At 73.7% G+C, this 14,992-nt stretch carries 14 protein-coding genes; 13 read left to right on the top strand and 1 reads right to left on the bottom strand.

The window, feature by feature from the left end; all coding sequences use genetic code 11:
* Nucleotides 1-9 precede the first annotated feature (9 nt).
* The 6 genes from VMV22_06300 to VMV22_06275 all read left to right on the top strand — a co-directional run bounded on the left by VMV22_06300 (nt 10) and on the right by VMV22_06275 (nt 6,737).
* Nucleotides 10-1,947, top strand: a complete 1,938-nt coding sequence (locus VMV22_06300; GenBank protein HUY21933.1) for a PASTA domain-containing protein — start codon at nt 10-12, stop codon at nt 1,945-1,947.
* A gap of 46 nt (nt 1,948-1,993) precedes the next feature.
* Nucleotides 1,994-2,317, top strand: a complete 324-nt coding sequence (locus VMV22_06295) for a hypothetical protein (protein HUY21932.1) — start codon at nt 1,994-1,996, stop codon at nt 2,315-2,317.
* Entirely contained in the window at nt 2,314-3,003 is a 690-nt protein-coding gene (locus VMV22_06290) for a phosphoribosyltransferase (protein HUY21931.1), read from the top strand. The genes VMV22_06295 and VMV22_06290 overlap by 4 nt, the downstream gene beginning before the upstream one ends.
* A complete protein-coding gene (locus tag VMV22_06285; protein HUY21930.1) occupies nt 3,000-4,067 on the top strand; it encodes a DNA adenine methylase in 1,068 nt (355 codons plus the stop codon). The genes VMV22_06290 and VMV22_06285 overlap by 4 nt, the downstream gene beginning before the upstream one ends.
* 113 nt (nt 4,068-4,180) lie before the next feature.
* Nucleotides 4,181-5,059: an SDR family oxidoreductase gene (locus tag VMV22_06280; protein ID HUY21929.1), complete on the top strand. Its 879-nt coding sequence runs from the start codon at nt 4,181-4,183 to the stop codon at nt 5,057-5,059.
* A 130-nt stretch (nt 5,060-5,189) separates the two neighbouring features.
* Entirely contained in the window at nt 5,190-6,737 is a 1,548-nt protein-coding gene (locus tag VMV22_06275; protein ID HUY21928.1) for an MFS transporter, read from the top strand.
* Here VMV22_06275 and VMV22_06270 read toward each other — a convergent pair.
* Nucleotides 6,727-7,134 (bottom strand): SCP2 sterol-binding domain-containing protein, encoded by a 408-nt coding sequence (locus VMV22_06270; GenBank protein ID HUY21927.1) that lies wholly within the window; start codon nt 7,132-7,134, stop codon nt 6,727-6,729. The two genes, VMV22_06275 and VMV22_06270, sit on opposite strands and share 11 nt — an antisense overlap.
* 123 nt (nt 7,135-7,257) lie before the next feature.
* On the opposite strand from VMV22_06270, the gene VMV22_06265 reads away from it, so the two are divergent.
* The 7 genes from VMV22_06265 to ilvD all read left to right on the top strand — a co-directional run bounded on the left by VMV22_06265 (nt 7,258) and on the right by ilvD (nt 14,946).
* Entirely contained in the window at nt 7,258-8,010 is a 753-nt protein-coding gene (locus tag VMV22_06265; protein HUY21926.1) for an alpha/beta fold hydrolase, read from the top strand.
* Nucleotides 8,007-8,318, top strand: coding sequence for an Asp-tRNA(Asn)/Glu-tRNA(Gln) amidotransferase subunit GatC (gene gatC / locus VMV22_06260; protein HUY21925.1), 312 nt, complete (start codon nt 8,007-8,009; stop codon nt 8,316-8,318). The genes VMV22_06265 and gatC overlap by 4 nt, the downstream gene beginning before the upstream one ends.
* The gene (gene gatA, locus VMV22_06255) at nt 8,315-9,772 is read left to right on the top strand and encodes an Asp-tRNA(Asn)/Glu-tRNA(Gln) amidotransferase subunit GatA (GenBank protein ID HUY21924.1); all 1,458 of its coding nucleotides are present in this window, start codon (nt 8,315-8,317) and stop codon (nt 9,770-9,772) included. Before gatC ends, gatA begins: the two co-directional genes overlap by 4 nt.
* Before the next feature lie 16 nt (nt 9,773-9,788).
* Nucleotides 9,789-11,225 (top strand): Asp-tRNA(Asn)/Glu-tRNA(Gln) amidotransferase subunit GatB, encoded by a 1,437-nt coding sequence (gene gatB, locus VMV22_06250; protein ID HUY21923.1) that lies wholly within the window; start codon nt 9,789-9,791, stop codon nt 11,223-11,225.
* Between the two features lie 80 nt (nt 11,226-11,305).
* On the top strand, nt 11,306-12,535 hold the full coding sequence (locus VMV22_06245) for a hypothetical protein (GenBank protein HUY21922.1): 1,230 nt from the start codon (nt 11,306-11,308) through the stop codon (nt 12,533-12,535).
* A gap of 84 nt (nt 12,536-12,619) precedes the next feature.
* Nucleotides 12,620-13,207, top strand: coding sequence for a hypothetical protein (locus VMV22_06240; GenBank protein ID HUY21921.1), 588 nt, complete (start codon nt 12,620-12,622; stop codon nt 13,205-13,207).
* A gap of 11 nt (nt 13,208-13,218) precedes the next feature.
* The gene (gene ilvD, locus VMV22_06235; GenBank protein HUY21920.1) at nt 13,219-14,946 is read left to right on the top strand and encodes a dihydroxy-acid dehydratase; all 1,728 of its coding nucleotides are present in this window, start codon (nt 13,219-13,221) and stop codon (nt 14,944-14,946) included.
* Nucleotides 14,947-14,992 lie beyond the last annotated feature (46 nt).

The raw sequence follows: 14,992 nt of genomic DNA, 5'->3' as shown, positions 1-14,992 counted from the left end.
GATGGACCCATGTCGACCATCACCGAATCAATCGGTCGGGTCCTTGCCGGCCGCTACCGGATCGAGTCCGCGCTCGGGAGCGGGGCGTCTGCGAATGTGTTCGCGGCGTTCGACACGACGCTGCAGCGTCGTGTGGCCGTCAAGGTCCTGCACCCCGCACTGGCCGCCGACAGCGCCTTCCTCCGCCGCTTCCGCTCGGAGGCGCAGTCGGCCGCCGCGCTGGCGAACGCGCACGTGCTGGCCGTGCACGACTGGGGCGAGGACGACCAGGGGCCCTTCCTCGTGCTCGAGTTCCTGGGCGGGGGCTCGCTGCGCGACATGTTCGACGAGGGGACGCGCCTGAGCGTGCCGCAGGCCGTCGCCGTCGGCATCCAGGCCGCCGAGGGGCTCGCCTACGCGCACGGCCGCGGCTTCGTCCACCGTGACGTCAAGCCGGCCAACCTGCTCTTCGACGAGGAGGGGCGGCTGCGGGTGGCCGACTTCGGCCTGGCCCGGGCGCTGGCCGAGGCGGCCCTGACCGAGCCGGCCGGGGCCACGGTGGGCACCGCCCGGTACGCCGCGCCCGAGCAGGCCCTCGGGCACGTGGTCGACGGCCGGGCCGACGTCTACGCACTGGCGCTGGTCCTCTACGAGGCGGTGACCGGGGTCGTGCCCTTCACCGCCGACACCACCATCTCGACCCTCATGGCGCGCGTCGACGCCGACCTCCCCGGCCACGACGCCCTGGGCCCGTTGGCGGCGGTGCTCGACGACGCCGCCGCCGCGGACGCCGAGCACCGGCTCGACGCCGCCGCGCTGGCGGCGCGCCTGCGGGACCTCGCCGCCGAGCTGCCCGCCCCTGAGCCGCTCCGGCTCGCCGGCGCCGGCGGCGCCGGTGTGGTGGCGCGGCCCGTGGTCGCGCCCGAGCGCCACGACCTCACCGAGCACGGGATGTCGGCGCCCCCCGCCCATGCGCCGGCGTCCGGCCGGCGCATGGGCCGCGGTGGCGAGGACCCCGACGTCCTGGCCTTCGCCGCTGCCGTGGGCCTCACCGACGCCGCCTCCACCGTCCGCCGCCGCCGCCGCCGGCGCTGGCCATGGGTGGTGGCCGTCCTCGTGGTGGTCCTGGGACTGGCCGCCGCGGGCACCATGTACGCCCTGCGGGAGACCAAGCTGCTGACCCCGAGCCACAAGCTCCCCGTCGTGACGGGCCTGACGACCGGTCAGGCCGACGCCGCGCTGCGCAAGGACCACTTCCACGTCACGCTGACCCGCCAGCGCTACTCGATCACCGCGCCCGTGGGGCAGATCCTGCGCCAGATCCCGGCAGCGGGGACGAAGCTGAAGGAGGGGAGCGCGGTGTCGGTGGTGGAGTCGAAGGGGCCGCCCCCCGTGCCCGTGCCGGTGCTGTCGACGGTGACCGGCGACTGCCCGAACATCACCACCGTCCTCGCCCAGGCGCATCTGAAGGCCGCCTGCACCGACCCCAACTCCACGAGCGTGCCCAAGGGCACCGTCATCGACTGGAACCCCAAGGGGACGGCGATCTACGGGTCGATCATCACGGTGACCGTCTCCGCCGGGCCGCCCATCGAGAACATCCCGTCGCTGACCGGGCAGACGTGCTCGGGGGCGACGACCACGCTGCAGGCGGTCGGGCTCGTCACCTCGTGCGTGAACGAGTACACGGAGTCCGGGGTGCCCAGCGGGCAGGTGATCGACTGGAGCCCGACCGGCCAGGCGCCGCAGGGTGCGACCGTGACGGTGCACATCTCCCAGGGGCCACCCCTCGTGACCGTCCCGAGCATCATCGGCCAGACCGTGGCACAGGCCATCACGATCCTGCAGAACGCCAAGCTGGTGCCGGGGACCGACCAGGGCCCGCTGGGTGGCAAGGTCTTCGACGCCAACCCCGGCCCGGGCACGCAGGTCCCCGAGGGGACCACGGTCACGCTCTACAGCAAGTAGGCGGGCGTCGTGGCCCGGGTGCGACGACGGCCCCCGACCATGCGGGATGACGCCCATGGGGTGTGAGCTGTGCGAGGCGGCGCGCCTCACCACCTGGTACCACGAGGACGACGTCTGCTGGGTGGCGGACTGCGAGGTGTGCGCCGTGCCGATGGTGGTGTGGCGGACCCACGGCACCGACCCGCCGCCCGAGGATCGTGCCCACATGGTCTCCGAGCTCGGCCGGGTGGCGGACGAGGTCCTCGGCGCCGGGACGTGGACGCTCGACGACGTGATGCGGCAGATCCCGGACCACTTCCACGCCCATGCGCGCGACCCCGGCTGGTGGATGCGCCGCGCCGGGCGCGCCGGGCGCGCCGGGCGCGCGTGACCTTCGTCGACCGGCGCGACGCCGGGCGCCGGCTCGCCGCCCTCCTGGCGGGGGTGACGGGGGAGGGCGAGGCGCCGCCGGTCGTGGTGGGCATGGCGCGAGGTGGCGTCCCCGTGGCGTGCGAGATCGCCCGGGCGCTCGGTGCGCCCCTCGACGTGGTGGTGGTCCGCAAGCTGGGGCACCCCGACCAGCCCGAGCTGGGCCTGGGGGCCATCGCCGAGAGCGGGGTGCGGCTGGTCAACGCCGTGCTCGTCGAGCAGCTCCACGTGACCGACGCCGTGATCGACGCCGTGGCGGCGCGCGAGCTCGACGAGCTCGAGCGTCGCCTGCACGTCTACCGCGGCGACCGTCCGCCCGTGGCGGTGGCCGGGCGGACGGTGGTCCTGGTGGACGACGGGCTTGCCACCGGGTTCACCGCCCGCGCCGCCGTCGAGGTCATGCGCCGTCGGGGCGCGGCCCGGGTCGTGCTGGCCGTCCCGGTGGGGCCGCCCGCGGCCGTCGCCGCCCTGGAAGCGGTCGCCGACGAGGTCGTGTGCGCCGAGGTGACCGAGCAGTTCTTCGGCATCAGCGAGTGGTACGAGGACTTCCACCAGGTCGGCGACGACGAGGTCGCCCGCCTCGTGGCCGACGGCCCGCAGGGGGCTCCCGGGACTCCCGGGACCCCCGGCGGGTCCGGCGCGCCGTGATCAAGTACCTCGGTTCCAAGCGGCGGCTCGTGCCCGTCCTCGGGGCGATGGCCCGCCGCGCCGGGGCCCGCACCGCCCTCGACCTCTTCACCGGCACCACCCGCGTGGCCCAGGCGTTCAAAGCCGAGGGTGCGGTGGTGACGGCCGTCGACGCCACCCGGTGCGCCGCCGTCCTGGCGGCGTGTTACGTGGCCACCGACGGCGACGCCGTCGACGCCGTCGAGCTCGAGCGGGCGGTGGCAGCCCTCAACGCCGTGCCCGGCCGGCCGGGGTACGTGACCGAGACGTTCTGCGAGCGCTCCCGGTTCTTCCAGCCCGCCAACGGCGCCAGGATCGACGCCGTCCGCGGCGCCATCGCCCGGGACCACGCGGGCAGCCCTCTCGAGCCGGTGCTGCTGACGAGCCTGCTCGAGGCGGCTGACCGCGTCGACTCCACCACCGGCGTGCAGATGGCCTACGTGAAGCAGTGGTCCGACCGCTCCTTCCGCCCGCTCGAGCTACGGGTGCCCGAGTTGTTGCCGGGGCCGGGTGGTGCGGTCCGGGGCGACGCCTGCCTCCTCGCCCCGACCCTCGGCGCGTTCGACCTCGCGTACCTCGATCCGCCCTACAACCAGCACCGTTACGAGGCGAACTACCACATCTGGGAGACGCTCGTGGCCTGGGACGCGCCCGCCCACTACGGCGTGGCGTGCAAGCGCACCGAGGTGCGCGACGGCGGTCGCAGCGCGTTCAACTCCCGCCGCACCATGCCCGGCGCCCTCGCCCAGGTCGTCCGCGACGTCCGCGCCCGGCTCCTGGTGCTGTCGTACAACGACGAGTCGTGGATGGGGCTCGACGAACTGGTCGAGATGTGCCGGGTGCGCGGGCACGTCGAGGTGCTGGCGTTCGACTCCACCCGCTACGTCGGCGCCCGGATCGGCATCCACAACCCCGCGGGCGAGCGGGTCGGCACGGTGGGGCGGCTCCGCAACCGGGAGTACATCCTGGTGGCGGGCGATCGGCCCGATGTCCGCCGTGTCGTGGCGCCGTGGCGCGACTCGGCGCGAGTGGCCCTGGCCGGCTGATCGGCGGGCCCGACCGGCAGACGGCCCCATCGGCTTGCTTGACCCCCCATCGTCGTCCTGTCAACGTTGGCACGCCCGCGGGCGGGAGGCCCCCGGGTGAGGAAGGGGAACGCATGGGTGCGCTCGAGGGGAGGGTGGCGATCATCACGGGTGCGGGCCGCGGCATCGGCCGCGAGCACGCCCTGCTGTTCGCCGCCGAGGGCGCCAAGGTGGTCGTGAACGACCTCGGAGGAGCCGTCGACGGGTCGGGGGACGACCGCACGGCGGCCGAGCAGGTGGTCGACGAGATCCGGGCCTCCGGTGGCGAGGCCGTCGCCAACGGGGACGACGTGGCGTCGTGGGACGGGGCCCACCGGCTGGTCGACGCGGCCGTCGAGGCCTTCGGCGACCTGCACGTCCTCGTGAACAACGCCGGGATCCTGCGCGACAGGATGCTCGTGAACATGTCCGAGGAGGACTGGGACGCCGTCATCCACGTGCACCTGAAGGGCCACTTCCTGCCGACGCGCTGGGCGGCGTCGTACTGGCGCGAGCAGGTCAAGAGCGGCCGGGAGGTGAGCGCCTCGATCGTGAACACGTCGTCCACGTCGGGCCTGCTCGGCAACCCCGGGCAGACCAACTACGGGGCGGCCAAGGCGGGCATCGCGGCGTTCACGGTCATCGCCGCCCAGGAGCTCTCGCGCTACGGCGTGCGCGTGAACGCCATCGCGCCGGCGGCGCGCACGCGCCTGACCGAGCAGACGCCCGGGCTGGGCGACATCGTGAAGGCGCCCAACGACCCAGGGACCTTCGACACCTGGAACCCGGCCAACATCTCGCCGCTCGTGGCCTACCTGGCCACCGCGGGGTGCCCGCTCACCGGGCGGGTGCTGTTCGTGCAGGGCGGCAAGGTCCGGGTGTTCCAGCCGTGGACCATGACCGAGACCCTCGAGAAGGACGACCGCTGGACGGTGGGCGAGCTCGCCGAGGAGCTCCCCACCCTGTTCGACTGACAGCCCGCCGGCCCCCGGCGACCGCTCCCGACCCCGGCGGTAGCCTGGGCTCGCCGTGAGCCCCGCCGTTCCACCCTCTTCCGAAGGCCGTCCCGAAGGCCGTCCCGAATGCCGCGCCCGCTGGTCCGTGGTGCGGACGCGGCTCGAGTCGCTGGGGGCCCGGGCGCGCTCGAGCCCGCACTACCGGTGGTGGGTCCTGTGGGTGGCCTTGTCGGGCCTGCTCGCCACCAACCTCCTGTTCACCGTGTTCGTGGTGGCGCTGCCCGAGGTGGCCCGGGGACTGCACACGAGCATCGGCACCATGACGTGGGTGGTCACGGGGCCGATGCTGGCGTTCGGTGTGGTGGCGCCGCTCGTCGGCAAGGCCGGCGACGTCTTCGGGCACCGCCGGTTGTTCATGATCGGGATCTGTGCCGAGATCGTGGCCGCCGCCCTGTCGGCGCTGGCGCCGAACGTGGGGATCCTCATCGCGGCGCGCGTCCTGGGCGGCATGGTGGGCGCGTCCATCGGGGCGGCCTCCATGGCCCTCGTGATGTCGGTGTTCGACAAGCGCGACCGCGTGAAGGCGCTCGGCTTCTGGTCGCTCGTGGGCGCGGGCGGGCCCGTGATCGGCGTGGCGGTCGGGGGTCCCGTGATCCAGCTCTTCGGCTGGCGGTGGATGTTCTTCCTCCAGATGCCCCTGCTCGTGATCGCCGCGTCGCTGGCGATCGCCGTGCTGCCGGAGCGGGCCGCCGGCCGCCGCCGCATCGTCCGGGGCGAGCTCGACCTGGACTGGGCCGGCGCCCTCGCCATCGCCTGCTGCGTGGCCGCCTTCCTCCTGGCGTTCACGTTCATGCCGGGCCACGGGGTGTCGAGCCCGGTCGTGCTCGGTCTGCTGGCGGCGTCGGCCGTCTCGGGCGTGGCCTTCTGGGCGGCCGAGCGGCGGGCGGTGGAGCCCATCCTGGCGCTGCGCCATCTGCGCAAGCGCAACTTCGTGTTCCCCATCGCGGCGCAGACGCTCTCCAACTTCGCCTACCTCGGCGCCTTCTTCCTCACCCCGCTGCTGTTCGAGCAGGTCTTCGGCTACGCCCACAACCAGTCGGCCGTGGGCTTCCTGGTGCTGCCCCGGCCGATCGTGTTCTCGGCCATCGCGCCCTTCGCCGGCTACCTGGCGGTGCGTATCGGCGAGCGGACCTCGGCGATCGTGGGGACGTCGGCGGTCGTGCTCTCCATGGGTGTGTTCGCCCTGGCCGGGCACTCGACCGGCCTGGCGTTGGTGGAGGTGGCGCTCGTCCTGTCGGGGATCGGGCTGGGCGTGGCGTCGCCCTCGCTGTCGGCGGCGATCGCCAACGAGTTCGCCCCCGAGGACCTCGGGACGGCGGCGGCCTCCCAGCAGCTCATGAACCAGGTGGGCACGGTGGCCGGCATCCAGGTCATGGAGACGATCACCGAGGCCGCCGGCCACGCCCACAGCCCGCTGCTGGCCGCATTCCACCGCGCCTACCTCGTGGGCGGGGCGCTGGCGCTCGTCGGCGTGGCCGCCGCGGCGATGACCCGCTCGACCAACCGTGCCGCGGTGCCGTCGGTGGGGCCGGTGCCGTCGGTGGGGCCGGTCGAGGCGTTCGACGCCGGTGACCGCCCACCCGTGGTGGGGCCTGCGCCCGCCCCCGTCCCGGAGGCGGCGCCGGCTAGGCCGTGATCTCCCGGAGGCGCTTGGCGACCTCCTGCGCGGACTCGTCGGGACTGGCGCCCTGGAGCATCATGAGCTTCGCCATGTCCCCCTCGACCTTGACCTTGCCGGCCATGAAGGCCTGCATGCCGACCGAGGGATTGCCTTCGACGAGGATGGCCTTGGCCGTGGCGTAGTCGAGCGTGACCTTGAGGTCCACGGGGTCGATGTGGCCCGTCTCGAGCTTGAGGCGGCCGTCGGACGTGTCCATGTGGGCGTCGATCGCCCCGTCGCCGAACGGGACCTCGGTGATGACGAGGTTCATGCGCATCTGGTGGGCGACCGCCCCGCCGCCCCCGCCGTACTCCTCGCGGATCCTGCGAGCCTCACCAACCCACTCGTCACTGAGGAACGGGAACTGGGTCATCGCTGCTGTGCTCCTTGCTGCTCACCTGCGGCCGTCACCCGTGCACGGCCCCCGACGTGGTGCCTGGCACCCTACCTGCCGTCCAGGCCCGGTGGCTCCCGGGCCGTGACCTAGCATGCCGTCGTGGCCGCCCCCGTGATGCCCGGAGCCGAGCCGTACACGCACGACGGCGGGTCGTCGGGTGTGCTGGTGCTGCACGGCTTCACGGGCAACCCGCAGTCGATGCGCCCGCTGGCCGAGGCCCTGGCGGCCGAGGGCTACACGGTCGACCTGCCGCTCCTGCCCGGGCACGGCACGGCGGTCGAGGACATGGTCCCGACGCGCTGGTCGGACTACGCCGAGACCGCCGAAGAGGCCTTCGGGCGCCTGGCCGGCCGCGGCGGCGACGTCGCCGTGGTGGCCCTGTCGATGGGAGGCACCCTCGCCTGCTGGCTGGCCGAGCACCACCCCGAGATCCGGGGGCTCGTGCTGGTGAACCCCTTCGTGGACCCACCGGCCGACAGCTTCCGCGACGTGCTGCGGGGCATCCTCGACGCCGGGACCGAGATCGCCCCGGGGGTGGGCTCCGACATCGCCAAGGAGGGCCCGGTCGAGCTGGCGTACACGGGCTCCCCCATCGCCGCGGCCCTCAGCCTGTTCGACGGCATCGACGGGGTGGCCGCCCGCCTCGACCACATCCGGTGCCCGGTGCTCCTGCTGTCGAGCCGCGAGGACCACGTCGTGCCCTCCTCCTCGGGCGACGCGCTCGTGGCCAAGGTGTCGGGTCCGGTCGAGCGTGTCTGGCTCGAGCACAGCTACCACGTGGCCACGCTCGACCACGACGCCCCCATCGTCGAGGCGCGCACGGTGGCGTTCGTGCGCGACGTCCTCGGGTGACGGCCGACGAACGCCACCTGACGCGCGACGACGCCGCCTACGTGGCGCGCCTGGCGCGCATCGCGCTGACCGAGGAGGAGCTCGACCGCTACGCCGCGCAGCTCGCCACCGTGCTGGCCCACGCCGCCCAGGTCGCCGCCCTCGACACCGAAGGGGTGGCGCCCACGGCCCACCCGCTCCCGCTGCGCAACGTGACGCGCCCCGACGAGCCCCGCCCGTCGCTCGACCGCGACGAGGTCCTCGCCCAGGCCCCCGCCGTCGAGGACCGGCGCTTCAAGGTGCCCCGCATCCTGGGGGACGCCTTGTGAGCCGCCCCGCCCCCGCCCTCGACATCGCCCGCAGCGTGCGCGACGGGTCGGTGCCGGCGGCCGACGTCGTCGAGCGCTTCCTCACCGCCATCGACGCCACCGACCCGGAACTGCACGCCTTCCTGACGGTGTTGCACGACGCGGCGCGCGCCGCCGCCGCCGTCGTCGACGCCACGGTGGACGCCGGGGGGGACCCCGGACCGCTCGCCGGCGTTCCCGTGGCGGTGAAGGACAACCTGTGCACCCGGGGCATCCCCACCACCTGTTCGTCGCGCATCCTGGACGGTTGGTGCCCGCCGTACGACGCCACCGTGGTGGAGCGGCTGCGGGCCGCCGGCGCCGTCGTGATCGGCAAGACGAACCTCGACGAGTTCGCCATGGGATCGTCCACCGAGAACTCCGCCTTCGGCCCCACCCGAAACCCGCACGACCCGGCCCGCGTGCCGGGTGGCTCGTCGGGCGGCTCGGCGGCGGCGGTGGCCGCCGGGCTCGCCCCGCTGGCGCTCGGGTCGGACACCGGGGGCTCGATCCGCCAGCCCGCGGCGCTGTGTGGCGTGGTCGGGATGAAACCCACGTACGGCACCGTGTCGCGCTACGGGCTCGTGGCCTTCGCCAGCTCCCTCGACCAGGTGGGCCCCATCACCTCGACCGTGACGGAGAGCGCCGCGCTCTTCGACGTGATCGGCGGGCAGGACCCGCTCGACTCGACGTGCCTGGAGCGGCCCTCGCCCCGATCGGTGGCGGCGCTGTCCGACGGCGTCGACGGCCTGCGCATCGGCGTCCCCGCCGAGCTGGTGGACGACGTCGATCCCGCCGTGGCGGCGCGCGTGCGGGAGGCCGCCGACGCGCTGGCAGGCGCCGGCGCGACCGTCGAGGAGTGCTCGGTGCCGGAGCTGCGCCACGGGCTGCCGGCGTACTACCTGTTGGCGCCGGCGGAGGCCTCGTCCAATCTCGCCCGCTACGACGGCGTGCGCTACGGGCTGCGGGTGGAGGCCGACACCGTCGAGGCCATGAACGCGGCCACGCGCGCCGCGGGCTTCGGGCCCGAGGTCAAGCGGCGCATCATGCTCGGCACCTACGCGCTGTCCGCCGGCTACTACGACGCCTATTACGGCCAGGCCCAGAAGGTCCGCACGCTCATCGTCGAGGCGCTGGCGGCCGCCTACCAACGCTTCGACGCCCTGCTGGGCGCCACCACGCCGACCACGGCGTTCGCCATCGGCGCCAAGGTCGACGACCCGTGGGCCATGTACCTCTCCGACGTGTGCACCGTCCCGTCCAACCTCGCCGGCCATCCTGCCATCAGCGTCCCGTTCGGCCGCGACGACGGCGGCCTGCCCGTGGGGGTCCAGGTCCTGGCGCCCGCGCTGGGCGAGCCGGTGATGTTCCGGGTGGCGGCCGTCCTCGAGGACGCCGCCCCCGTGCCCGTGCCCCCCCGGGTGCACGCCCCGTGAGCGCCCGAGGTCCCGCATGAGCGAGGGCTGGGAGCCGGTCATCGGGCTCGAGGTGCACTGCGAGCTGAAGACGCAGACGAAGCTGTTCTGCGGGTGCCGCAACGCCTTCGGTGACGAGCCCAACACGAACGTGTGCCCGGTGTGCCTCGGCCTGCCCGGGTCCCTGCCGGTGCTCAACGCCCGGGCGGTCGAGTACGCCATGCGCATCGGTATCGCCCTGCACTGCGAGATCCGCCCGTCGCTGTTCCACCGGAAGAACTACTTCTATCCGGACATGCCGAAGGACTACCAGGTGAGCCAGTACGACGCGCCGATCAACGTCGGCGGGTGGCTCGAGCTTCCCGACGGCAGCCGCGTGGGCATCGAGCGCGCCCACATGGAGGAGGACACCGGAAAGACGTCGCACATGGGCGGCGGGGGCAGGATCCACGATGCCGAGCACGCCCTCGTCGATTACAACCGCGCCGGGGTGCCGTTGGTCGAGATCGTCTCGGCCCCCGACATCCGCTCGTCGGCGCAGGCCCGCCTGTACGCGTCGGAGTTGCGCGCCATCCTCGTGGCCACCGGGGCGTCGGACGGCCGCATGGAGGAAGGGTCGATGCGCGTGGACGCCAACGTGTCGGTGCGCCGGGCCGGGACGGCGGAGCTCGGGACGCGCTGCGAGATCAAGAACCTCAACTCGCTGCGGTCGCTCGGGAGGGCCATCGAGTTCGAGATCGAGCGGCAGGTGACGCTGCTGGAATCCGGTGGCGTGGTCGTCCAGCAGACGCGGCACTGGAACGAAGACGCCGGTGAGACGGTCGCCCTGCGCTCCAAGGAAGAGGCGTTCGACTACCGCTACTTCCCCGAGCCCGACCTCGTCCCCGTCGTGCCCGACGCGGGCTGGCAGGCGGAGGTCGCCGCGTCGCTGGGGCCGATGCCCGCCGACCGGAGGGCCAGGCTGGCCGCGCTGCTGGGGCCCGCCCCGGCGACCGACGCCCGCACCGGCCAGATCGCCACCGTGGTCGAGCTCGAGCTCGACGGGCTCGTCGTGGCGGCCGCCACGGCGGGGGCCGACGCCGGCCTGGCGCTGGCGCGCGCCGCCAACGAGGCGGCCGCCGACGCCGACGCCGCCCGCCGCCTCGACCCCGCGGCGTTCACGTCCCTGATCCGCATGGAGGAGCAGGGGGCCGTGAGCGCCACGCAGGCCAAGGCCGTCCTCGCCGACATGCTCGACGCCGGGGGCGACCCCGCCGAGATCGCCCGGCGCAAGGGCTTCGAGGCGCTCGAGGAATCCTCGCTGGCTGCCGTGGTGGCGGAGGTGGTGGCCGCCCACCCCGACGAGTGGGAGCGCTACCGCTCGGGGACGGAGGACAAGCTCGTGGGCTTCTTCACCGGCCAGGTGATGCGGGCCACGCAGAACCGGGCCAACGGCAAGGCCGTCGCCGAGGAGCTCCGGCGCCTGCGCGGCTGATCCCCGGGCGCGGCTGTGCCCCTCGACGTCTTCTGATTGCCTCTTGATATATCTCATGTTCTTCTGGCATTGTCTGGGCCATGACGATGGTGCTCGAGTCCCCGAGGGCGGCGGTCGCCGAGATCGCCGACTTCGTGGCCCGGCTCGCGCCCGAGGACATCGCGCCCGCCCGGGCGGCGGAGCTGTTCGAGGCCTTCGCCGAGCTGACCCGCTTGGGGTCGGCCGCCCAGGTCCTGCTGGCGCCGCTCGTGGCCGAGTCGGACACCTGGCGCCGTGCCGGCCACGGGTCGGCGGCATCGTGGATGGCCAGGGCCACCGGGACGCCGACCGGTGATGCCGTCGCCACCCTCGAGACCGCCGAGCGGCTGGAGTCCCTGCCCCGGACCGAGGCGGCGCTCCGCCGCGGCGCCCTCTCGGTCCCGCAGCTGCACGCCATCACATCGGCCGCCACCACCGACCCCGCCGCCGAGGTGGAGCTGCTCGACGTGGCGGGCACCTGCGGCCTCGAGGGCCTGAGGGGCTTCTGCCGGCAGGTGAAGGCGGTGGCGGGCTCTGCCGCCGCGGAGATGGAGCGGTACGAGTCGGTCCGGCGGGCCCGGTTCCTCCATCACCGCAGCGGTCCCGATGGTGCCGTCCGTGGCGAGTTCTCGCTCGCACCCGATGCGGGCGCCAGGTTCCTGGCGTCGCTCGAGGCCCGCGCCGGAGAGCTCGTCGCCGCGGCGCGCCGCGGCGGCCGGCGCGACTCGGTGTCCGCCTGCGCGGCCGACGCGCTGGTCGACCTCGTCACACGGGGCGCCGGCCCAGCCACGACGCCGGAAGGTGCCCACCCGCTCGGCGCAACCGCCACGTCCGACGACTCCGGGACGACCATCGTCCACCTGCACGTGGACGCCACCGCGTTGCGACGAGGCCATGTCGAGCGCGGTGAGGTGTGCGAGATCCCCGGCGTGGGACCCGTTCCCGTGGCCACGGCCCGTGCACTCATCCCCGGGTCCTTCTTCGAGCTCCTGGTGGCCGACGGGTTCGACGTCGTCTCGGTGTGCCATGCGGGGTGGGGAGTGCCCGAGCACGTACGGGACGCGCTCGTGGGACGCGATCCCCGGTGCGTCGTGCCGGAGTGCCACGTGGCCTGGGACCTCGAGATCGTGCAGGTGGACACCCCCGAGGCCGACGGAGAGCCGATGGCGCTCGCCCGCCTGGCGAGGGTGTGCGCCTACCACGACGCCCTCAAGACCTATGAGGGCTACACGCTGACGGGCGGCCCGGTCAGGTGGGAGTGGAACCCACCCTCCGAGCTCGACACCGGCTGATCTCGGTCGTGGTCTGGGCGCAGGGCGCCCGGGGTGGCATGGGCGCGGACCGGTGCCGGAGTGCTGCGCCCTAGCCTGGAGGTCGTGCGCGTACGACAGGCGGCTTCCGGTGGCGGCGTACCGACCGGACGGGCCGCACGCCCCGATGTGGTGTGGCGGTTGCGGCAGTCCCGGTTGGTGCGGGGCGCGCTCCGCTCGATCGCCGTCGCCTGCCTCGGGATGCTGGCGGTGGTCGCGCTCTTCACCCTCTTCTTCGTGTGGGCCTTCGGCCACCCGGTGGCGTGGAGCGTCGTGGGGTGCCTCTTCGCCGCGTTGCCGTTGGCGGGACTGGTCCTGACCGTTGGTGTGGGACTGCGCGCCGCCGTCGCCGCCGGCCCCCGGTGGGTGGCGGTCAGGATCCTGCGGGGCTGGCGCGTCGTCGACCTCGGCCAGGTCCGGGTGGTGCGGTTGGCCGACGACGGCCCCGTGCCGGGGTTCGCATTCAGCGGCTGGGGAGGGTTCGGCGGGCCCGGCTCCGGCGGGCGCGCCCTCGTCCTCGAGGACGCCGCCGGTCGGCGGGTCGACATCGGGGTGGACGCCCTCGAGTCGGGCCTCGTCGACGTGGTGCGCCAGGGCCTCGGCCCCGATGTGGAGGTGGACCCGGCCGCCGCCCGGGCCCTCGGCCGGCCCTAACCTGTCGGCCCATGGCTGACGACCGGAACGATCCCACCGCCCCCCCGGGGCCGCACGGCATGAAGATCCGCAGCTTCGAGGTCACCGACGGCCCGACGCGCGCCCCGGCCCGGGCCATGCTGCGGGCGATCGGCATGACCGACGACGACTGGACCAAGCCGCAGGTCGGCGTGGCGTCGTCGTGGAACGAGGTCACACCATGCAACATGCCGCTCGACCGTCTGGCCAAGCGCTCCAAGGACGGTGTGCGCGAGGCCGGAGGCTTTCCCATCGAGTTCGTCACGATCGCCGTTTCCGACGGCATCTCCATGGGTCACGAGGGGATGCGCGCCTCGCTCGTGTCGCGTGAGGTGATCGCCGACTCCATCGAGACGGTCATGCACGCCGAGCGTTTCGACGCCCTGCTGACGTTCGCGGGGTGCGACAAGTCGCTCCCGGGCATGCTGATGGCCGCCGCCCGGCTCAACCTCCCCGCCGTCTTCCTCTACGGCGGGTCGATCCTCCCCGGGTCGATCCCGGGCAGGCCCGGCGCAGAGTCGCTGGACATCGTCAGCGTGTTCGAGGCGGTGGGCGCACACGCCGCCGGGTCGCTCTCCGACGAGGAGCTCTCGCTCATCGAGCACAACGCCTGCCCCACGGCAGGGTCGTGCGCCGGGATGTTCACCGCCAACACCATGGCGTCGGTCGCCGAGGCCATCGGCATGTCCCTGCCGGGCTCGTCCTCGCCCGCGGCCGTCGACCCCCGGCGTCAGGCCTTCGCCTACGAGACCGGCCGCGCCGTGATCGGCTTGCTCGAACGCGACATCCGGCCGCGCGACATCATGACCAAGGCCGCCTTCGAAAACGCCATCGCGGTGGTCATGGCCCTCGGAGGCTCGACGAACGCCGTGCTGCACCTCCTCGCCATCGCCAACGAGGCGCGCGTCGAGCTCGACCTCGACGACTTCAACCGGGTGGCCACGCGGGTGCCCCACATCGCCGACACCAAGCCGCACGGCAAATACCACATGGTCGACATCGACCGCGTGGGGGGTGTCCCCGTCGTGATGCGGGAGCTGCTCGACGCGGGGCTGCTGCACGGCGGCTGCCTCACGGTGACGGGCCGAACGGTGGCCGAGAACCTCGCCGCCCTCGACCCTCCGGCGCCCGACGGCGAGGTCGTGCACCCGTTGTCGTCGCCCATCCACGCCGACGGTGGCATCGCCGTGCTGCGCGGCTCGCTGGCACCCAACGGCGGCGTCGTGAAGGTGGCGGGCATCGACTCGCCGCGCTTCGAGGGCACGGCCAGGGTGTTCGACGGGGAGCAGGGTGCGCTCGACGCCATTCTGGCGGGGCAGATCGATCCCGGCACCGTGGTCGTCATCCGCTACGAGGGGCCCAAGGGCGGCCCCGGCATGCGCGAGATGCTGGCGGTGACCGGTGCGATGAAGGGAGCCGGACGAGGTGGCGACTGCGCCCTCGTGACCGACGGGAGGTTCTCGGGCGGGACCCACGGGTTCTGCGTGGGCCACGTCGCCCCCGAGGCCGTCGACGGTGGTCCGATCTGCCTGGTCGCCGACGGCGACCCCATCGTGATCGACGTCACCGCCAAGCGCATCGACCTCGGGGTGGACGACGCCGAGCTGACGCGCCGGCGCACCCAGTGGAAAGTGCCCGAGCCCCGCTACACGACTGGGGTGCTGGCCAAGTACGCGCGCCTCGTGACCGGGGCCGAACGCGGGGCGGTCACCGAGCCCTGAGCCCGGGCCGGGTCCACAGGTCGGGCCCGGGTCGGGCCCGGGTCAC

The organism is Acidimicrobiales bacterium (genome assembly GCA_035531755.1).
Taxonomy (GTDB): domain Bacteria; phylum Actinomycetota; class Acidimicrobiia; order Acidimicrobiales; family UBA8190; genus DATKSK01.
The sequence above is the reverse complement of the archived record's forward strand: the minus strand, read 5'-3'. Positions and strand labels throughout refer to the sequence as shown.